Raw genomic sequence first — 18,546 nt, 5'->3', positions numbered from 1 at the left:
TCAGACCTCGCTCGTCGGGGGGAATTCCAGCGGTGGTACGGCGAACGCCGTGGTGTGCGTGACGTCGAAGGCGTCCGGGGTGATCCGGGGTTCGAACCCGCCCGCCAGCGCGGCGCGCCTGGCGAGGTCGATGAGGATCGGCGAGGCACAGCCGATCAGCGCACGCAGTTCGAGGAAGAGGTCCCCCAGCCTGCCGCGGAGCACCTCCTGGTCGAGGTTGCCCTTCAGCGTGCGTTCGGTCGCGGCCCGCAGGCGTCCGACGTGCTGCACCAGCAGATCGGCCGCCCGGCTGAGACTGAAATCCTCGAGTTCGTAGTTGAGGGCGAACCGCGAGACCATCACCGCGGCGCGTTCCGTGGCCTCCGTCGACACCGGAAGGCTGCCGCTCTCACCGCCGATTTCGGCGGTCAGCTTGGCGAGTGTCTCGGCGAGTTCGTTCCATGGTGCGACGAGCCGCTCCCCCGCGACTTTCTCCAGCGCGGCGCGGCTGAAGTTCGTCCTGGCGAACTCGGGGGCCGTGAGGTTGAGGTAGAACCGCGCGATGTCGCGCGGCACCTCGGCCGCCAGTTCGCGGGCCCAGACCACGTGTCCCTTGCTGGTGGAGAACTTCTCGTTCTCCAGTTCGTAGAACTCGTTGACCAGCAACGTGTCCGGGAGGACGTACCGGCCCTCGTGCGCGATCAGTTCGGCGACATGGACGACGCCCCAGGTGAACAGCGGGTCGAAACCCATGAACACCACGACCCGGGCGTCGTTCTCCGCGAGCCACGCGTCGTCGTCGGCGAGCTTCGGCTTCCCGTTGCGCCGCAAGGCGTACTCGGTGCAGTACATCGAAGCGGGCATACCTTCGACCCAGGCGTTGAGCTTCTGCCCCGGCGTCTGGAGGAACGGGGCGGGCAGTCCCCATTTCACCGGGTACGTGATCGCGAAGTCCGGCAACGGCCCGGCCAGCAGTTCCCGCATCAGGCCGAGCACATGCGGCCGCCACGCCGCGCCGCGTTCCTCGTAGTAGGCGAGGAGTTGCTCGCGGTACTCCGAGACCGGGAAGACCATGATCTCGGTCTCGCGGTAAGTCACCTCGGCGGCCGGGTCGAGCACCGAGTACGGCTCGATGAGCGCGTCGAAGTCGATCGGATGCCCGCAGCCCTCGCAGAACCCACCGCGGCTGTCGGCGAGGCACGTCGGGCAGCCCCCGCCGACGAAACCCTCGACCAGGAACTCGCCCTTGCGTTCGTCGTAGGGCAGCCGCACCTTGCGCAGGCGAAGCTTTCCCTTGTCGTACAAGCGTTTGACGTAGTCGTAGACGAGCGCCTTGTAACCGTCGTCGGTCGGCGAGAAACCGTCGACCTCGACCCCCATCGCCTTGAACGTGCTCTGGATGGCGTCGGTCGACCGCGTCACCAGCGCGGGCGGCGTCGTCCCGACCCTGGCCGCGCTGGTGACCAGGTAGGTCTGGCTGTCGTCGGTACAGGAGGCGAACACGCCCTCGCGCCCGGCCGCGCGCAGGTAACGCCGGTGGACGTCGGCGCCGAGGTACGGGCCGGCGATATGTCCGATGTGGAGGTCCCCGTTCGACGTCGGGGGGCCGCCGATGATCACCATCGGCCTCGTGTCGGAAGTCATCTCACGCCTGCGCTTGGTCATCGGACGCCTGCGCTTCGTGCCGGGCGGCGAACTTCGCCGTCATGTCCGAGTCCCACCAGATCGCGTACATCTCGAAGTCCTGCGCACCGTCGTTGAGAATGCGGTGCTCGGTACCGGGCTGGTGAAACTCGATGTCACCCGGCTTGAACGCGCGGCGCTCTCCCCCGGACTCGACGACGGCCTCACCGTTGACGGCGATGAAGATTTCGTACTCGTGGTGGGAATGCGCACCCGTCGCGCCGTGCGCGGGCACCGTGACCCAGGCGCCCTCGAACGGCGCGTTCAGCGCCGCCCACGGCAGGAGCCGCTGCCCGAAGGCACCGTTCTCGAAGACCATCTTCTCCCGCTCCAGCGGACGGATCTCCATGACTTCTTTCCTTTCCGATGCTCAGCGGGTGGCGACGATGGGGGCGGTGTCCGACGTCGGCTGCGGGGGCACCGAAGGGTTCTCACCGCGGTGGGCGAGGATGTCCTGCAGGATGTCGTTGGCACGCGGGGCGAGGACGCTCAGCAGTGAGTCGGCGATCCCGTGTGTCGCCTCGTTGACGCCCTGCAGGTAGACGGCCGCGGTGGCGGGCTGGTCGATCTCCAGCCGGTAGTCGCGGGTCACCTTGATCTCCGAGAGGCCGATCGACTTCGCGATCTCCTGGACCATGCGCGGCATCTCCGGCGAGAAGCCGGTGCCCAGCAGCACGAGGTCCGTGCGTAGTTCCTGGACCTCGCCGGTGCGGCGGTCGGTCAGTTCCAGCACGACCTCGTCGCCCTCGTCACGGGCGTCGGTGATGTCGCTCATCGTGATCATCTTGAGCCGGGAGCGGCCGGAGAGGCGGTCCAGGTACACCGAGCGGTACAGCGAGTCCATCGTGCCCGGCGCCAGCCCGGAGTAGTTGGTGTGGTGCATCTCCTTGAGCATCTGCTCACGGGCGTCCGGCAGCGCGTCGAAGAACTTGTCCACCTGGGACGGGAAGAACAACTCGTTGTTGAACTTGCTGCTCTCGTAGTAGTTGAGGCCGATCGAGCGCATCACCATGGTGGGCTTGCATTCGGGCAGATCGTTCTGCACCGAGCAGAACAGTTCCGCCGCGCTCTGCCCGGCGCCGATCACCGCGACGCGGTACGGCAAATCCTTGCGGAGCCTCGCGATCCGCGGCAGGTACTGCGTGCTGTGGATGACGCGGTCCTGGTTCACCGTCCGGAGCTGGTCCGGGATCCGCGCGTCACGGCCGGCGCCCACCACCAGGTACCGGCTGCGGATGGTCTCGCCGTCGGCGACCTTCGTCTCCCAGCCGGTGAGCGTGCCGTCCGTCCACACGGGAGTGATGTCGAGGCATTCCCTGCCACGTTGCAGATCCACCAGCGAAAGCGCTTCGGCCGTCCACTTGAGATAGTCGGCGAGCTCCACCCGGTACGGTACGAAACTACCCATGTTCACGAACTCGTTGAGCCGGTTGGTGTCGTGCAGGTAGTTGAGGAACGAGAACCGGCTGCGCGGATTGCGCAGGGTCACCAGATCCTTGAGGAAGGAGACCTGGGACAACGCCTCCGGCAGGAGCATGCCCCGCTGCCAGGAGACCTCCTCGTCGCGTTCGATGAGGACCGATTCGCGGGCGAGGCCGGGTGCGAGCTCCTCCAGCGCCACTGCGAGTGCCAGGTTGGACGGTCCTGCTCCGATTGCGAGAAGCTCGACATCACGGTTCGCCATAGTTTGCTCCGCCATCGTTGTGAGTGCTGGGAAAGTGTCCTGTGCTTCCGATGCGCTTTCAGCCACCGGAGGCCACCGAAGGCAGCAGGGGATGCGCGGTCAGCCGGACCTGGGCCATGGCCTTGTCCAGCATGACGTCACAGTCGTCGGGGTCGCTGCCCGCGCAGATCACGTACGCGTGCCGCGAAATGAACTCCGCCGGTGGCAGCCGCATCCGGGCCCCGGGATCGACGAGCGCGTCGGCCGCGAGGATCCCGCTGCCCGGCGAGGAACGCGGCACGGACACGGACTCGACGACGCAATCCTGTTTCGGGTAGCCGAACCGCACCCCGACCCATCGGGGCTCGGCCTCGTGCGGGAGGTGCGGGCGCATGCCGAGCGCGATGTCGACTGCGGCGGCGCCCGGGTCGATCCCGGTCGCGTACCGGGCCAGCAACGGGATCAGGTCCCCGCCGAGCCTGCCGTTGATCTCCACGATCACCGGCCCGCGTTCGGTGAGCTTGAGTTCGGTGTGGGTGATGCCGTAGCGGAAGTCGATCGCGCTGTGCGCGCGGGCCAGCGTCGAACGGAGCACCGGGTCGGCGAGCAGTTCGTCCTTCGAACTCACCAGATGACCGAGTTCCTCGAAGTACGGATGCATGCCGACCGTCTTGTGCGCCACGAACATCGGCATGTACTCGCCGTCCACGACCGCGCCGTCCACACTGATCTCGGGACCGGTCAGGTACTCCTCGACCAGCGCCCCGCCCCGGTAAGCGGGAGAGCCGCCGTGACTGGCGTCCTCCGCGGTCCGGAACGCGTCCCGCACCGCCCCGGCGTCCTCCGCGAGGCTGACGCCGATACTCGCGCCTCCCCCTCGCGGCTTGACGACGACCGGGTACCCGATCCGGTCGGCCACCCGGACCGCCTGGTCCTCGTCGTGCACGAACCCGAAGTCCGGCTGCGCGACCCCGGCCGCGGTGAGCGTCCGGCGGCTGAGCCACTTGTCGCGGCAGCCCTCGATCGCCGAGATCCCCGCGCCGGGGACGCCGAGTTCGTCCGCGACATGCGCCGCCGTCACGATCAACGCCTCGTCCCACGACACCACGCCGAGCACCGGCGTCGTCGCCGCGAGCGCACGGGCCGCGGCCAGTACGGCGTCGCGGTCGTGCGGGTCCAGCACCGTGGCGCCGGAGATGTAGCGGTCCTGCCAGGTCGGTTCGGTCCCGTTGAACAGCCACAAGGGATGCCGGTGCCCGGCCGACGCCAACAGGTACTCCCGGTACGGCCGCATCCCGCAGCCGATGACCAGGACAACACCCTCCGCTGAGCTCATTCCCTCTCCCCACCAGCCCGTCGCTTCGTCGCGGGCTACTACATCCCGGGGATTGGTTGACCGGAACCCTTGATTCGGGCAGAACAATCAACGAGATGCGAAGAGAGGTGCCGGGTGCTACGGCCGTGGCCTCGGCGGGCAAGTACGTGAAGGCCCCCTTCCTTGCGTGCTTGGAGCCGGAACTCACGTGCTCAAACACGGGACTCGCGTGCTCAGGGCCGGACCTCGCGTGCCTGGACGCCGAACTCGACGTGCGGGTCTGCGCACGCGAGATCCGGCTCCAAGCACGCGAGTTCCGCCTCCAAGCACGCAAGTTCCGCCTCCAAGCACGCGAGATCCGGCTCCAAGCACGCAAGTCCCGGCTCCAAGCACGCGAGTTTCGCCTTCAAGCACGCGAGATCCGGCTCCAAGCACGCGAGATCCGCCTTCAAGCACGCGAGTGCGGTGCTGCGCCACCCTGGGCACCATCTCGCCCGGAGGCGCCACGTTCGGCTTACCCCTCAGGGAGTTAGTTGCGGTTCCCGTACGACTGCTCGCAGGGATATCCGTCGCGATCGGCGTCCCAGCTCAGCGGCCGCCCCGCGTTGACCCACGCGTTGAACGCGTAGGTGAAGGAGTATCCCTCGGCGAACAGCCGCTGGCACGAGGTGAGGCTCGGTGCCACGGGTGCCCGGGTGACGGTGACCGGCGGCTCCACGACGACGACCGAGGTGGTCGGCGGCGCCACGACGGCGGTCGTCAACGGCGGAGGCGACGGAGGCGACGGAGGCGACGGAGGCGCGACCTCTCGCACCACCGTGATCGGCGTCCCGACTGTCGGCGTACCGCAACCACCCAATGCCACAATGGAAACAGCGGCACCTGCCGAAATCAGCAGTGCCGCGCTCGTCCTGTTCATACCCTCGCCTTCCGGTGAAACCGCTGAACCCCCGCGAGGGAGAACGGCGATTTCACCGGTGGCATAACGGGTTTCGTGCGATCGAGGCCGCAAGTCCTTTGAAGTCGGGAGCTTCGGCACGGTACCGGCAGGGCCGGAATCCTCTGGTCAGGCCTGGGTGACGTTCACCATCCACGAGATGCCGAACTTGTCGGTGCAGGCACCGAATTCGTCGCCCCACATCTGCTTTTCGAACGGGACCGAAACGGTGCCGTCGGTGGACAGTTTCTCCCAGTATCCGCGCAATTCCTCACCGTCGTCACCGCTGAGGCTGACGGAGATGTTGGTGCCCGGATTGTGCTCCATTCCCGGCGGGGTGTCCGACGCCATGAGGGTGTAGCCGCCCGGGGATTCGAGCTGCCCATGCATGATCTGGTCCTCGACCGGCGAACCGGCCATACCGGATTCGCCGAACGTGTTCAGCGTGAGCTCTCCGCCGAACACCGTCTTGTAGAACTCCAAAGCCTGCCGAGCGTCGCCGGCGAAGCTGATGTAAGGATTGAGACGGGAAGCCACTGGACGCTCCTTCGAGTCGGGTCACGAGCATCCTGGCAGACTCCACCGGACGCGACAACGACAGCACAACGGCCGGGTGAATTCCTTCCGGCAACGAAATAGCCGCGGATCGTGAGTGATTTGGGTCGTTCTAACGACCCAAATCACTCACGACCTCCCGGCCCAGCGGCTCGGCTTCTCCCGGGCGACGATCTACCGGAAGATCCACGAGTACGGCATCGTGGCGCCGTCGCGGAACTCGTGACCACTCACGGGTAGAGCGTCATCCCGGGATCGAGTGCGATCTCGGTCAGCTGCTCCAGGGTGAGCGGCGGCGCCGGGCTGTCCGGTTTCCGGGAACGTTTGGCGTCGGCGGTGTTCTCGGCTTGGAGTACCACCCCGATCTTGTCGGCACGGGTGACCGCGACCTGGTTGATCACCGGCCCGCCACCGGTGAAGGTGATGATGCTCGCGACGATGACCTCCCCCTTGGGCCCGACGGACCGGGTGCAGGTCTCTTCCGCGCCCGCTATCGTCTGGTCCTCGCATTCGGCGGGCAACAGCGTCCGGCCACCGAGCCGCCCCAGTGAGACCTGGACGTTGCCTGTCTTCCCGGCCAGGACGGTGGTCGCTCCCGCGGCGAAGATGTTCCGCCCGCCGCTGCACGTGCTGCCGCTGTTCTTGAGCAGCGAATCCTCGTGAACGAACTCCAGCGGCCCGTGCTCGGGGTCTCCCACCGGGTAGCTCGCGCCGTGGGGGGCCAACGTCGTACCCGCCACCATCCGTGCCTTCACCGCCGCGGTCAGCACGCCGGTGAGCCGCTCCGCCGCGACGGCCGGTTTCTCCGGCGGCGCCGGTCCCTGCAACACCGGGATCTTGCAGGGTTCCGGCAGTTCGGGCGCCGAGGACGGGGGAGCCGCCGGGCTCACTGTCCCGGATGAGCCCGGTGCGAACATGAAAGCCGCCCCGACGGCGACGGCGGCCACCCCCGCGGCGGTCACCGTCCAGGGATTCGGCCGGAGCCAGGCGGTCTTCCGTTCCCGGGCCACAACCGCCTCGACGTCCACAGTGGACGGTGGGGTCACGCCGATGATCTCGTCGATCCGTTCCTTGGTCATCTCGGTCTCCTTCAGCTCAGGGTGGTTTCGGCCAGCTGGGCACGCAACGTGTCGAGGCCGCGCGCGGTCTGGCTCTTCACCGTTCCCGCCGAACAGCCGAGGATCGCGGCCGTCTCCTCGACCGAGAGGTCGCAGTAGATGCGCAGCACGACGGCGGCTCGACGGCGCGGCGGCAGGGCTTCGAGCAGCTCGAACAGCTGAGCCCGGTCCAGTACCCGCGAGTTCAGCTCGATCGCCGGTTCCGGCAGGTCATCCGCCGGTTCTTCCCGCCGCCACGGCCTGCCGCGCTCGTCGAGCCAGGTGCGCACGAGGATCCGGCGCACATACGCGTCCAGGTGCTCGACGGCGCTCGCCCGCTTCCAATGCCGGTAGAGCTTGGCGATCGTGATCGACACCAGATCGTCCGCGAGATGCCAGTCGTGGCAGAGCAGATAGCCCGTCCGCCGCAGCACCTCCATCCGGGACGTGACGTACTCCCGGTACGCCGCTTCGTCGGACCGCCTCATCCAGGCCTCCCCTGTTTTTCTCTCATACCTCCTACAACCGGAGGTGAGCGCGCCCAGGTTGCCTGACGGGAAGAAAAGCATGTCTTAGTGGTCGGTTTCGGAAGTCCTTCGGGGTCTCGACGGACGTCCGAAACCAACCACTTAGCCCGGCGGGGCGCCGGTTTGGCCGGGTCGGACGCCGGGAAACCGGACGTCATGGCGAACAAGGCACGCGGCGCGGAGCCGCCAGAGACCACCGATCTGGACCGGCTCCGGTCGGCGGCCTCCGAATGCCGGGGTTGCGACCTCTATCGCGACGCGACGCGGACTGTGTTCGGCGAAGGTCCGCGGAAGGCGGAGGTCATGGTGGTCGGGGAACAGCCGGGCGACCAGGAGGACCAGGCGGGTGCGCCGTTCGTCGGGCCTGCCGGGCGACTTCTCGACCGGGCGCTCGAGGAAGCGGGCTTCGACCGCCGGAAGATCTACGTCACCAACGCGGTCAAGCATTTCAAGTTCAGCCGCGACGAACGCGGCAAGCGGCGTATCCACAAAACGCCGTCGAAGACCGAGGTCGTCGCCTGCAAGCCGTGGCTACGCGCCGAACTCACGTCCGTCCATCCTCACCTGCTGGTCGTCCTCGGCGCGACAGCGGCGAAGGCCTTGCTCGGTGACGACTTCCGCATTACGCGCAGCCGAGGTGACGCGATCGAGTTACCCGAGTTCGATGCGGTCGCCGTGGCAACGGTTCATCCCTCGGCGGTACTGCGCGCGCCGGACCGCGACGAGGCCTATCAGGCCTTCGTCGCGGATCTCGTGGTCGCACGCGGAACTCGCTGAATCAGGCGACTTCGGAGCTGCGTCCGCTGTCGTGCAGGCCCAGCATGTCCAGCAGCAGCGCGCAGTCCTCGGCGTTCTTCGCCAGTGCGGCGACGGCGAGCGTGGCCTTCTGGCGCCGTTCCACCTGCTCCGGTGACTCGTTGCCCTCCACCCACAGGTCAGTCACCGGATGCAGGCCGGACAAGTCTCTTGCCATCAGTTCACCCTATCTCGAGGCCGACAACCCCCTGATACCCCACGATCGCCGGCTTGAACACAGGTGTCCGCGATCAGGTGGTCAGAGACATCGTCGAATTACTACGTTCGTGTGTATCAGCCACGCAACGCCGGGAGCAGCGTGTCCTTGGCGAAGCGGAAGAAGCCTTCCTGCTGATCCCCGCCGATCTGGACCAACGCGAGGTCGGTGAACCCGGCCGCTTCGAATTCGCCCACCTGCTTCACGATCTGGTCGACGTCCGGCCCGCACGGGATGGCCTCGGCGACGTCCTCGGGTTTGACGAACTGGGTGGCCCCGGCGAACCCGGCGGGACCGGGCAGTTCGGCGTTGACCTTCCAGCCGCCGGCGAACCAGCGGAACTGCTCGTGTGCCCGCCGGATCGCGGCGTCACGGTCTTCACCCCACGAAACCGGCAGCTGAGCGATCTTCCGGCTCGGCCCGCCCGGTTTGGTGGCGTCCCACTCACGGCCCAGCGCTTCGTTCGGCTCGACGGCGATCATCGCGTCGGCGATCGGCGCGAACCGCGTCACCGACTGTGACCCCGACACCGCGACGGCGATCGGGACCCGCTGCTCCGGCAGGTCCCACAGCTTCGCCGAGTCCACCCGGAAGTGGTCACCGGCGTAGTTGAAGTATCCGCCGTCGAACAGCCCGCCGATGATCTGGACGGCCTCGGCGAGCATCTCGTGCCGCACGTTCACCGGCGGCCAGCCTCGGCCGACGACGTGCTCGTTGAGGTTCTCCCCCGCGCCGAGCCCGAGGGTGAACCGGCCGTCCGACAGTGCCTGGACCGTCGCCGCCTTCTGCGCCACCACCGCCGGGTGGTACCGCATGGTGGGGCAGGTCACGAAGGTCATCAGTTCGACCCGGTCGGTGCTCTGGGTGACCGCTCCCAGCACGCTCCAGGCGTACGGCGAATGGCCTTGTTCGTCCAGCCAAGGCGAGTAGTGGTCGCTCATCACCTCGAAGTCGAATCCGGCCTGCTCCGCCTCCGCCGCGTAGCGGACCAGGTCCTTCGGCCCGGCTTGTTCGGTCATGAGTGTGTAACCGACGCGCATGGGGCGCCTCCCTTCGTCTGACCTTCGCGTACCCGCCCGTTTCAGGGCTCAACCAGACGTTTATCCGGTGAATCGAATGGGGTACCTCAGCGGGGGAGAAAGGAACAGTCATGCCGCAGCAGAGTTGGAGCGACAAACGAGAACGACAGTACGAGCACATCAAGGAGTCCGCCGAGGACCGCGGTGCGAGCACGGACCGGGCGGAGGAGATCGCCGCACGCACGGTGAACAAGAACCGCGCGCAGGCAGGCGAGTCGCGGGAGGCGAGCAAGACCTCCATCCAAGACATGTCCCCGCAGCGGCGAGGCGGCAAACGGTCCGGCAACCGGCAGGGCCCGAACGGTCCCACCAAGGACCAGCTCTACAACGAAGCGAAGAAACGCAAGATCGAGGGCAGGTCGAAGATGTCCAAAAAGGATCTTCAGCGCGCCCTTGGCCGTTGATCGCGTGTCCCGCGGCGGGTCCCCACCGCGGTTGCCCCACCGCCATGGACGGATAGGTCTCGCAATGGATTCACACGCACGGGGCAGCCTTACCCCGGAAGCCCGGCCCGGACAGGACGGGTTCATCGACCGGGTGGTACTCCGCTTGCCCGCCGAAGCGGAGCAGATCCCTCTCGTCCGCACGCTCGCCCACGGCGTGGTGGCGCGCGCGGACTTCGGCTTGGACGCCATTTCAGACGCGAAGATGGCCGTCGACGAAGCCTGTTCCCAACTTGTCCAGCCCGCTGACCTGGGAGCGATCCTTTGTTGCGTCTTTCACGAAGTCCCGGAGGGGATAGCCGTTTCGATCTCGACTCGGACGGCCAAGCCGTTCTTGCCGAGCGAGACGACCTTCGGATGGCACGTCCTGACGACTCTGACCCGATCGGTGACGGCTCGCTGCGAGCCGGTTCGCGGAGAAACGGGGAGTACGACGACGATCGACCTCGTCCTCGCCCCGGGAACGAGCGACGGGTGAACGCCGAGCGCAAATCGACCACCCGGCAGGCGGACGACTATGCCCATTGTCAGCCCCTGTTCGACGAGTTGTTCGCCCTTCCCGGCGACTCCCCTCGCCGCCAAGACCTGCGCGCCCGTCTGGTCACCGAGCTGCTGCCGCTCGCCGAGCACATCGCCACCCGGTTTTCGGGCCGGGGCGAGCCCCGCGAGGATCTGGTGCAGGTGGCGCGGATCGGGCTGATCAACGCCGTCGACCGCTTCGACCCCGGCCGAGGCCACGACTTCCTCTCCTTCGCCGTGCCCACGATCATGGGTGAGGTCCGGCGGCATTTCCGCGACACCGGCTGGTCGATCCGGGTACCGAGGCGGCTCAAGGAACTCCACGTCTCGCTGAGCCAGGGCACGGCCGCCCTCGCCCAGCGCCTCGGCCGCGCGCCGACCCCCACCGAACTCGCCGGCTACCTCGGGCTCGAGGTCGACGAGGTACGTGAAGGGCTGCTGGCAGGCCAGGCGTACCAGACGTTGTCCGTCGACAAGCCGGTGCACGACGACGCCACCGAGGCACTTTCCCTCGCCGACACGATCGGCGAAGAGGACCACGAGATGGCGCTGGTGGAGAACCACGAGGCACTGCAGCCGCTGCTGCGGGAGCTGCCGAAGCGGGAGCGCGCGATCCTCGTGATGCGCTTCTTCGGCGGCTACACCCAGACGCAGATCGCGGAACGCGTCGGCATCTCGCAGATGCACGTCTCGCGGCTGCTTTCGCAGACGCTGGACCAGTTACGAGGGAAGCTCTCGGAGTAGCGTCCCTGGATGCCACGAACGGCCCGTTACTTGCAAAGTAACGGGCCGTTCAATGGCATCCAGGGCGGGTTACTACGGAGTGGTGTACGGCGCCTGGTGCTCGATCGACGGGCTCGTGGCCGGGTAGCGGCCTTCCTGGCCGGGAACCGGGGTCACCGTGGTGCCCTGTTGTTCGGGCTCGACGCGTTGCCTTGGCCGGTTGATCACCGCTTCGGCTTCCTGCTCGCCGCGGATGCGGGCGAGCACGCTGAGCGTGATCGCGTGCGCGATGGCCAGCACCAGCAGCAGAACACCCAATCGGCCCACCACACCGGGCAGGTCGCTGCCCCCGATGTCGACGGTCGACAGAAGCGCCAGCACGCCCAGTGTCGCAAGGTGGAACAGCACCGTGACGAGCCAGGTCATGGACGCTCCGGCGGCCGGATCACCTTGGGAACCCTGGAGATAACGTTTGCCACTCTGGTAGATGATCAGGCCGTCGAGCATGACCAGCGCCACCCCGATGACGAGGAACGCTACATATGCGTTGGTAGTCATGCCGGGACGCTCCCTTCCGTTGAGGACCTCACCACTGAGGTACCCGTGCCGTTCCCCTGGAAAACGCGGTTTTCCAGGGGAACGCACGCGGGCTCGGGTCAGCTGCCGGGGCGGTCCACGTCGCCGCGCCAGGCGCCGGTCTCATGACCGCGGCTCTCGATGAACTCCTTGAACCGCTTCATGTCGCCCTTGACCCGGCGGTCGAGGATGCCGAGTTTGTCGGCGACGTTCTCGGCGAGCCCTTCCGGGTCGATGTCCATCTGCGCCGTGACACGGGTCTTGTTGTCGCCGAGGCGATGGAAGGTGATCACGCCCGCGTGGTCCGGACCGGAGTCCGACGTCCACGCGACGCGCTCCTCGGGATGCTGTTCGGTGATGGTCGCGTCGAATTCCCGGCTCACCCCACCGAACTTGGTCACCCAGTGGGTGTGGGTCGCGTCGATCTGGCGGATCTCTTCGACGCCTTCCATGAACTTCGGGAAGGACTCGAACTGCGTCCACTGGTTGTACGCGGTCTTCACCGGTACGTCGACGTCAACCATTTCGGTGATCGTGCTCATGCATCCTCCTGCGTTGGTTGAGTGCTTTTCGAGCCGGCGCTCCTCGGCTACCCGGCCTCACCGGACCCGAAACTCCCCGTGATTGAGCGCTGCTACTCCCGGGTACCCGGCGGTCACCACAGCCTGAGGAGGTGCTCCATGATCGAAGAAGCCCACCGCAAGCCGCCCGCGGACCGTTCGGTCGGCGAATTGGTCTCCGACCTGAGTGACGAGGTCAAACGCCTCGTCCGCGACGAAATGCGGCTCGCCGCCGTCGAACTGCGGGGCAAGGGGAAGCGCATGGGGATCGGCGCCGGACTCTTCGGCGCGGCCGGTCTCTTCGCCCTGTTCGGTCTGGCGACGCTGATCGCCGCCGTCGTGCTGGCCCTCGCCCTGGTCATGCCCGCCTGGCTGGCCGCCGTGGTCACCGGCGCGGCCTTGCTGCTGATCGCGGGCATTTCGGCCCTCGTCGGCAAGAAGGAGGTCGCGAGCGCCACACCACCGGTGCCGGAAGAAGCCATCGAAGGCGTCCGTAAGGACGTCGACACCGTCAAGCGGGGCGTGCGCTCATGAGTGATTTCCCCAAGAACGCCGAAGAAGCACGCGCTGATCGCGAGGTGACCCGCGAGGAGCTCACCGAGACCCTCGACGCGCTGGGTCAGAAGCTCGATGTGAAGACCCGCGTCCACGAAAACCTCGACGCCAAGGTCGATCAGGCCAGCGCCAAGATCTCGGAGAAGGTTTCCGAGCCCGCGGCGGAGAAGTTCCGTCAGGGCACCGACGTCGTCCGGGCCAACCCCTTGCCGATCTTCGCCGGTGTCCTCGCCTTGCTCGTCGCGATCCGGCTCATCATGCGAAAGAGGTCCTCGTCGTGAACAAGGTTCTCTACAAACCGCTCAACATGGTCGTGAGCGCCGCGGGCGGGGTGCTCGCCGGAATCGCGTTCAAACAAATCTGGAAACGCGTGAGCGGCGACGAAGAAGCGCCCAACGCCACGGACCGGGACTTCACCTGGACGCAGGTGATCGTCGCCGCCGCCGCGCAGGGCGCCATCTTCGGCGCGGTGAAGGCGGCCACCGAACGGGCGGGCGCGGCCGGCTATCGCAAGGCGACCGGCGATTGGCCCACGGAGGACTGACGATGCGTGTAGTGATCATCGGGGGCGGCTTCGCGGGCTACAACGCCGCGAAGACCCTGCTCAAGACGGCCGGAGACGACACGGAGATCGTCGTGCTCAATCCGACCGACTATTTCCTCTATCTCCCGCTGCTGCCCGAGGTCGCCGCCGGAATCCTCGAACCGCGGCGGATCTCGGTGTCCATCCCCGGCACCCTGCGTGGCGTCCGGCTGGTACTGGGCACCGCGACGTCGGTCGACTTCGAGGGCCGCGGTGTGAGCTACACCGACCCCGAAGACCGCGAACACCGGATCGGCTACGACCGTGTCGTACTCGCCGCGGGCAGTGTCAACAAGCTCCTGCCGATCCCCGGCGTATCCGAATACGCCCACGGCTTCCGCGGTCTGCCCGAGGCCCTCTACCTGCGGGATCACGTCACGCGGCAGATCGAGCTCGCCGCGTCCGCGCGGGACGCGGCCGAACGTGACGCGCGCTGCACGTTCGTCGTCGTCGGCGCCGGGTACACCGGCACCGAAGTCGCCGCGCAGGGGCCGTCGTTCACCGCCGCGCTCGCCGCCCGGCACCCCGAACTCGATGGCCAGAAGATCCGGTGGCTCCTGCTGGACTTGGCCGAACGTGTCCTGCCGGAACTCGACCGGCGGCTCGGCTCGACGGCCGACGAAGTCCTGCGTTCGCGCGGCGTCGAGGTGCGTATGAAGACGTCAGTCGACAACGCCGACGAGAAGGGCGTCACGCTGACCTCGGGGGAATCCGTGCCGACGCGCACCCTCGTCTGGTGCGTCGGGGTCCGCCCCGACCCGTTGATCGAAAAGCTGGGCCTGGAGACCGCGAAGGGCAGGCTCATCGTCACCGAACAGCTGAACGTCCCCGGCAGGCAGGACGTGTACGCGTGCGGCGACGCGGCCGCCGTACCCGATCTCACCCGGCCGGGCGAATACACCGCGATGACGGCGCAACACGCCGAGCGGCAGGGGAAGCTCGCCGGGCGGAACGTCGCCGCGTCCCTTGGCCACGGCTCGCCCGGCACCTACCGGCACCACGATCTCGGCTTCGTCGTCGATCTCGGCGCGCGTCAGGCCGCGGCGAATCCCCTGCACATCCCGCTTTCCGGGCTCGCCGCCAAGGCGGTCACCCGCGCGTACCACCTGCTCGCCATGCCGGGCAACCGGTTGCGCACCGCAACCGACTGGGCGCTGAACACGGTGACCAAGCGTCAGACCGTCCAATTGGGACTCGTGCGCTCCGCGTCGGTCCCGCTGGACACCGACTCGCCGGAACTGCCGCGGGCGAGACGGTGACGTTTAACCGCGCAAGTGCGGCGGTATCCGCCGCCCATGAGCGAAACCGTTGCTGATCATGTACTGACCAGGCTGCGTGAGTGGAAGGTCGAGCAGGTCTTCGCCTACCCCGGTGACGGGATCAATGGTCTGGTCGCCGCGTTCGGGAAGGCGGACGACCGGCCTCGCTTCATCCAGACGCGGCACGAGGAGATGGCGGCGTTCGCCGCCGTCGGCTACGCGAAGTTCAGCGGACGGCCCGGCGTCTGCATGGCGACGTCCGGCCCGGGAGCGATCCACCTGCTCAACGGCCTGTACGACGCGAAACTCGACCATGTGCCGGTGGTAGCCATCGTCGGGCAGACCGCGCGCAGCGCGATGGGCGGCAGCTACCAGCAGGAAGTGGATCTGCAGGCACTGTTCAAGGACGTCGCGAGCGAGTACCTCGTCGAGGTGAACGTCCCCGAACAACTGCCGAACGCGCTCGACCGCGCTCTGCGCACCGCCATCGCGCAGCGTGCGCCCACGGCGCTGATCATCCCGGCGGATCTGCAGGAGGAGGCCTACGAGCCGCCGCGGCACGAGTTCAAGCATGTACCGTCGTCGCCGCCGGATCACCCCCGCGCCAGCGTGATCCCGCCGTCGGACGAGATCGCCCGCGCCGCGGAAGTGCTCAACGCCGGGGAAAAGGTGGCGGTGCTGATCGGGCAGGGTGCCCGCAACGCCGTCACCGAACTGCGCGAGGTCGCCGAACTCACCGGCGCCGGGGTGGCGAAGGCCTTGCTGGGCAAGGACGTCCTACCCGACGACCTGCCGTATGTCACCGGCTCGATCGGGCTGCTCGGTACCCGGCCGACCTACGAGATGATGCGTGACTGCGACACCCTCCTCATCGTCGGCTCGAATATGCCGTACGCGCAGTTCCTGCCGGAGTTCGGGCAGGCCCGCGCCGTCCAGATCGACATCGACGCGCGGTTCATCGGGCTGCGGTACCCGACCGAGGTCAACCTGCTCGGCGACGCGAAAAGCACACTGCAGCAGCTGATTCCCTTGCTGGAACGGAAAACCGAACGGGGCTGGCGCGAGCAGATCGAGAAGAACACCGGTGCCTGGCAGGAGACCGTCACCCGGCAGGCGATGCTGGAAGCGAATCCGGTCAACCCGATGCGGATCGTGCACGAGCTTTCGGAACGGATTCCCGAAGACGCCATCGTCACCGCCGACTCCGGTTCGGCGGCCAACTGGTACGCCAGGAACCTCCGGATGCGCGGCCGGATGCGGGGTTCGCTGTCCGGGACGCTCGCGACGATGGGACCCGCCGTGCCCTACGCGATCGGCGCGAAGTTCGCCCACCCCGGCAGGCCGGTGATCGCGCTGGTCGGCGACGGTGCGATGCAGATGAACGGGCTGGCCGAACTGCTGACCATCGCCCGGTACCGCGAGTCGTGGGCCGACCAGCGGTGCGTCATCTGCGTATTCCACAACGGTGATCTGAACCAGGTCACCTGGGAACTGCGCGGGATGGGCGGTTCGCCGAAGTTCGAACCCTCGCAGAGCCTGCCGGAAGTTTCCTATTCCGACTTCGCCATCGCGATCGGCCTCGGCGGGATCGCCGTCGACGATCCCGCCCGGCTCGGTGAGGCCTGGGACGTCGCGCTGTCGGCCGGCGTACCGACCGTGCTCGACGTCCGATGCGACCCCGAAGTCCCGCCGATCCCGCCGCACGCCACCTTCGAGCAGTTGAAGTCGATGACCGAAGCCGTGCTCAAGGGAGATCCCCACGCGTGGCGCCTCGTGACACAGGGGATCAAAACGAAGATGCAGGAATTACTGCCTTCGCGCGGCTGAAGCTCAGGCGCTCGCGCCGCCATCGAGGACGATGTCGTGCCCGACGACGTACGCGGACTCGTCGGAAGCCAGCCACAGCACGGCCGCGGCGATCTCCTCGACCTTGCCGATCCGGCCGAGCGGGATGACCGCGCCAAGCCGTTCGGCGCGGTCGGCCTCGGTCTCGCCGGGCCGGAACGACATCCCGGTGTCGGTGGATCCCGGGCTGACGGCGTTGATGCGGATGCCTTCGGCGATGTGGTCGCGGGCGGCGGTGCGGGTCAGCACGTCCACCGCGGCCTTCGAAGCGGCGTAGGCGGCCAATCCCGGCAGGCGCTTGTGCGAGCCGATGTTGGAGGCCATGTTGACGATGACTCCCCCGCCGTCACGCCGCATCTGCGTGATCTCGTGCTTCATGGACAGCCAAGTGCCGGTGAGGTTGGTCCGCACGACGGCGTTGAAGCCGTCTTCATCGAGGTCCGCCGTCGGCGCCGGGCTGCCGAGGACGCCGGCGTTGTTGAACGCGATGTCGAGTTTGCCGTGACGCCGCACGGTTTCGGAGACGAGACGTTCGACGTCGGCGCCGATACCGACGTCGGCGACCACCGCGTCGGCAGTACCGCCGTCGGCCTCGATCTCCTTCACCGTCTGACGCAGCTTCTCGTCATCCCGGCCCGAAACGACGACCTGCGCGCCTTCACGCGCGAAGGCCACCGCTGTGGCGCGCCCGATCCCGGAACCTCCCCCGGTGACCAGGACGACCTTGCCGCTGAATCGCTTCCCCACAGTTCCCACTTTCTGATCCGATCGTTCTAGTATTAGTGCCTGCGAGAGGTTTCGAGAACGGCGAGGGCCTCCCCCGCCGCCGCCCGCGCCCGTGCCGCGGGATCCGGGCTCTTGCTCAGCACCCGCATTCCCTGCAGGACGGTGAGCAGGAAGCCGGCGAGTGTCTCCGGGTCGGCGCCGGGGACGAGTTCGCCCTGCGCTTTCGCCCTGCTCAACGCCATCCGCAAGGCGAGCTCAAGCCTGTCCCAGCTCCGCTCGACCACCCGGGCGACCTCGGGATCGCGTGGCATCAGTTCCATCGCCGCGTTGACCACGAAACAGCCCTTCCGCCCCGATTCGTCGAGGATTTCGGCCAAGTAGCGCCCGATGAGCCGCCGCACGCCCGCCAGCGCGGGGCCCGGCCCGGCGAAATCCTCCACGAACCGCTCGTCGCCCCGGGCGATGTAGCGGTTCAGCGCCGTCAGGTACAGCTCGTGCTTGGTACCGAAGGTCGCGTAGAGACTGGCTTTGCCGATGCCGAGCTCGGCGACGAGGTCACTGACCGAAGTGGCCTCGTACCCCTGCCGCCAGAACAGTTCGATGGCGGCCTCACAGGCCGCGTCGACGTCGAATTCCTTCACCCTGGACACGAGAAGAAGGTAACCACATCTGGACTGATCGGTCAAGAAAGGGGGCTCCGGTCGTGATCTAAGTCGTTAAACCCGACGTGCGTCGAGTACCTGTGGCGAGTGGAGCAGGTCCGTGAAGGACTCCCTGAGGGACCTGGGGTCCCTCAAAGTTCCCCTCACTGCCCCGGCAACGCACCTCTGGCCCCACGACCCCACAAGCCACGACGACGCCGCGTGAAGGACCCCTTCCCTCGGCTGAGCCGAGGGAAGGGGTGCGTGAC

Annotated in this window: 24 protein-coding genes; 10 read left to right on the top strand and 14 right to left on the bottom strand. The window is 67.4% G+C overall.

Features of this window, described 5'->3' with window-relative positions:
• The 6 genes from AB0M65_RS18870 to AB0M65_RS18845 all read right to left on the bottom strand — a co-directional run bounded on the left by AB0M65_RS18870 (position 1) and on the right by AB0M65_RS18845 (position 6,114).
• Positions 1–1,623, bottom strand: coding sequence for a class I tRNA ligase family protein (locus tag AB0M65_RS18870; protein ID WP_364028862.1), 1,623 nt, complete (start codon positions 1,621–1,623; stop codon positions 1–3).
• Position 1,624: 1 nt separating this feature from the next.
• Positions 1,625–2,011 carry a cupin domain-containing protein gene (locus tag AB0M65_RS18865; RefSeq protein ID WP_364028860.1) on the bottom strand — a complete coding sequence of 129 codons (387 nt, stop codon included), beginning with the start codon at positions 2,009–2,011 and terminating at the stop codon, positions 1,625–1,627.
• Positions 2,012–2,032: 21 nt separating this feature from the next.
• Positions 2,033–3,346: a SidA/IucD/PvdA family monooxygenase gene (locus AB0M65_RS18860; RefSeq protein WP_364028858.1), complete on the bottom strand. Its 1,314-nt coding sequence runs from the start codon at positions 3,344–3,346 to the stop codon at positions 2,033–2,035.
• A gap of 58 nt (positions 3,347–3,404) precedes the next feature.
• On the bottom strand, positions 3,405–4,661 hold the full coding sequence (locus AB0M65_RS18855; RefSeq protein ID WP_364028856.1) for an ATP-grasp domain-containing protein: 1,257 nt from the start codon (positions 4,659–4,661) through the stop codon (positions 3,405–3,407).
• A 508-nt stretch (positions 4,662–5,169) separates the two neighbouring features.
• Positions 5,170–5,559 (bottom strand): hypothetical protein, encoded by a 390-nt coding sequence (locus AB0M65_RS18850; protein WP_364028854.1) that lies wholly within the window; start codon positions 5,557–5,559, stop codon positions 5,170–5,172.
• Positions 5,560–5,706: 147 nt separating this feature from the next.
• Positions 5,707–6,114, bottom strand: coding sequence for a VOC family protein (locus tag AB0M65_RS18845; protein WP_364028852.1), 408 nt, complete (start codon positions 6,112–6,114; stop codon positions 5,707–5,709).
• Between the two features lie 115 nt (positions 6,115–6,229).
• On the opposite strand from AB0M65_RS18845, the gene AB0M65_RS18840 reads away from it, so the two are divergent.
• Entirely contained in the window at positions 6,230–6,358 is a 129-nt protein-coding gene (locus AB0M65_RS18840) for a hypothetical protein (protein WP_364028850.1), read from the top strand.
• A gap of 4 nt (positions 6,359–6,362) precedes the next feature.
• Here AB0M65_RS18840 and AB0M65_RS18835 read toward each other — a convergent pair whose 3' ends face one another.
• Together AB0M65_RS18835 and AB0M65_RS18830 are read right to left on the bottom strand one after the other, a co-directional pair.
• The gene (locus AB0M65_RS18835; RefSeq protein WP_364028848.1) at positions 6,363–7,211 is read right to left on the bottom strand and encodes a hypothetical protein; all 849 of its coding nucleotides are present in this window, start codon (positions 7,209–7,211) and stop codon (positions 6,363–6,365) included.
• An 11-nt stretch (positions 7,212–7,222) separates the two neighbouring features.
• The gene (locus AB0M65_RS18830; protein ID WP_364028846.1) at positions 7,223–7,717 is read right to left on the bottom strand and encodes a SigE family RNA polymerase sigma factor; all 495 of its coding nucleotides are present in this window, start codon (positions 7,715–7,717) and stop codon (positions 7,223–7,225) included.
• 195 nt (positions 7,718–7,912) lie between these two features.
• On the opposite strand from AB0M65_RS18830, the gene AB0M65_RS18825 reads away from it, so the two are divergent.
• On the top strand, positions 7,913–8,533 hold the full coding sequence (locus AB0M65_RS18825; protein WP_364028914.1) for a UdgX family uracil-DNA binding protein: 621 nt from the start codon (positions 7,913–7,915) through the stop codon (positions 8,531–8,533).
• 1 nt (position 8,534) lies between these two features.
• Here AB0M65_RS18825 and AB0M65_RS18820 read toward each other — a convergent pair whose 3' ends face one another.
• Complete coding sequence (locus tag AB0M65_RS18820) at positions 8,535–8,729, bottom strand: hypothetical protein (protein ID WP_364028844.1); 195 nt, start codon at positions 8,727–8,729, stop codon at positions 8,535–8,537.
• A gap of 116 nt (positions 8,730–8,845) precedes the next feature.
• Entirely contained in the window at positions 8,846–9,808 is a 963-nt protein-coding gene (locus AB0M65_RS18815; protein ID WP_364028842.1) for a TIGR03557 family F420-dependent LLM class oxidoreductase, read from the bottom strand.
• A 110-nt stretch (positions 9,809–9,918) separates the two neighbouring features.
• Here AB0M65_RS18815 and AB0M65_RS18810 point away from each other — a divergent pair, with 110 nt between their 5' ends.
• The 3 genes from AB0M65_RS18810 (at position 9,919) to AB0M65_RS18800 (ending at position 11,553) form a co-directional block, all read left to right on the top strand.
• Positions 9,919–10,251, top strand: a complete 333-nt coding sequence (locus AB0M65_RS18810; RefSeq protein ID WP_364028840.1) for a plasmid stabilization protein — start codon at positions 9,919–9,921, stop codon at positions 10,249–10,251.
• A 64-nt stretch (positions 10,252–10,315) separates the two neighbouring features.
• Positions 10,316–10,768: an anti-sigma factor gene (locus tag AB0M65_RS18805; protein WP_364028838.1), complete on the top strand. Its 453-nt coding sequence runs from the start codon at positions 10,316–10,318 to the stop codon at positions 10,766–10,768.
• Complete coding sequence (locus AB0M65_RS18800; RefSeq protein ID WP_364028836.1) at positions 10,765–11,553, top strand: SigB/SigF/SigG family RNA polymerase sigma factor; 789 nt, start codon at positions 10,765–10,767, stop codon at positions 11,551–11,553. Before AB0M65_RS18805 ends, AB0M65_RS18800 begins: the two co-directional genes overlap by 4 nt.
• A gap of 72 nt (positions 11,554–11,625) precedes the next feature.
• Here AB0M65_RS18800 and AB0M65_RS18795 read toward each other — a convergent pair whose 3' ends face one another.
• Together AB0M65_RS18795 and AB0M65_RS18790 are read right to left on the bottom strand one after the other, a co-directional pair.
• Complete coding sequence (locus AB0M65_RS18795) at positions 11,626–12,090, bottom strand: hypothetical protein (RefSeq protein ID WP_364028834.1); 465 nt, start codon at positions 12,088–12,090, stop codon at positions 11,626–11,628.
• Positions 12,091–12,188: 98 nt separating this feature from the next.
• Positions 12,189–12,650 (bottom strand): SRPBCC family protein, encoded by a 462-nt coding sequence (locus AB0M65_RS18790; protein WP_364028832.1) that lies wholly within the window; start codon positions 12,648–12,650, stop codon positions 12,189–12,191.
• A gap of 138 nt (positions 12,651–12,788) precedes the next feature.
• On the opposite strand from AB0M65_RS18790, the gene AB0M65_RS18785 reads away from it, so the two are divergent.
• From AB0M65_RS18785 to AB0M65_RS18765, 5 genes are read left to right on the top strand one after another with little or no spacing between them, the layout of a single operon-like run.
• Positions 12,789–13,202 carry a phage holin family protein gene (locus tag AB0M65_RS18785; protein WP_364028830.1) on the top strand — a complete coding sequence of 138 codons (414 nt, stop codon included), beginning with the start codon at positions 12,789–12,791 and terminating at the stop codon, positions 13,200–13,202.
• A complete protein-coding gene (locus tag AB0M65_RS18780) occupies positions 13,199–13,504 on the top strand; it encodes a DUF3618 domain-containing protein (protein ID WP_364028828.1) in 306 nt (101 codons plus the stop codon). The genes AB0M65_RS18785 and AB0M65_RS18780 overlap by 4 nt, the downstream gene beginning before the upstream one ends.
• The gene (locus AB0M65_RS18775; RefSeq protein WP_364028826.1) at positions 13,501–13,767 is read left to right on the top strand and encodes a DUF4235 domain-containing protein; all 267 of its coding nucleotides are present in this window, start codon (positions 13,501–13,503) and stop codon (positions 13,765–13,767) included. The genes AB0M65_RS18780 and AB0M65_RS18775 overlap by 4 nt, the downstream gene beginning before the upstream one ends.
• Before the next feature lie 2 nt (positions 13,768–13,769).
• Complete coding sequence (locus tag AB0M65_RS18770) at positions 13,770–15,065, top strand: NAD(P)/FAD-dependent oxidoreductase (protein ID WP_364028824.1); 1,296 nt, start codon at positions 13,770–13,772, stop codon at positions 15,063–15,065.
• A gap of 36 nt (positions 15,066–15,101) precedes the next feature.
• Positions 15,102–16,892 (top strand): thiamine pyrophosphate-requiring protein, encoded by a 1,791-nt coding sequence (locus AB0M65_RS18765; RefSeq protein ID WP_364028822.1) that lies wholly within the window; start codon positions 15,102–15,104, stop codon positions 16,890–16,892.
• A 3-nt stretch (positions 16,893–16,895) separates the two neighbouring features.
• Here AB0M65_RS18765 and AB0M65_RS18760 read toward each other — a convergent pair whose 3' ends face one another.
• Complete coding sequence (locus tag AB0M65_RS18760; RefSeq protein WP_364028820.1) at positions 16,896–17,657, bottom strand: glucose 1-dehydrogenase; 762 nt, start codon at positions 17,655–17,657, stop codon at positions 16,896–16,898.
• Positions 17,658–17,689: 32 nt separating this feature from the next.
• Positions 17,690–18,286, bottom strand: a complete 597-nt coding sequence (locus AB0M65_RS18755; RefSeq protein WP_364028818.1) for a TetR/AcrR family transcriptional regulator — start codon at positions 18,284–18,286, stop codon at positions 17,690–17,692.
• Positions 18,287–18,546 lie beyond the last annotated feature (260 nt).

The sequence above is a fragment of the Amycolatopsis sp. NPDC051071 genome (assembly GCF_040682875.1).
Classification (GTDB): Bacteria; Actinomycetota; Actinomycetes; order Mycobacteriales; family Pseudonocardiaceae; genus Amycolatopsis.
The sequence above is the reverse complement of the archived record's forward strand: the minus strand, read 5'-3'. Positions and strand labels throughout refer to the sequence as shown.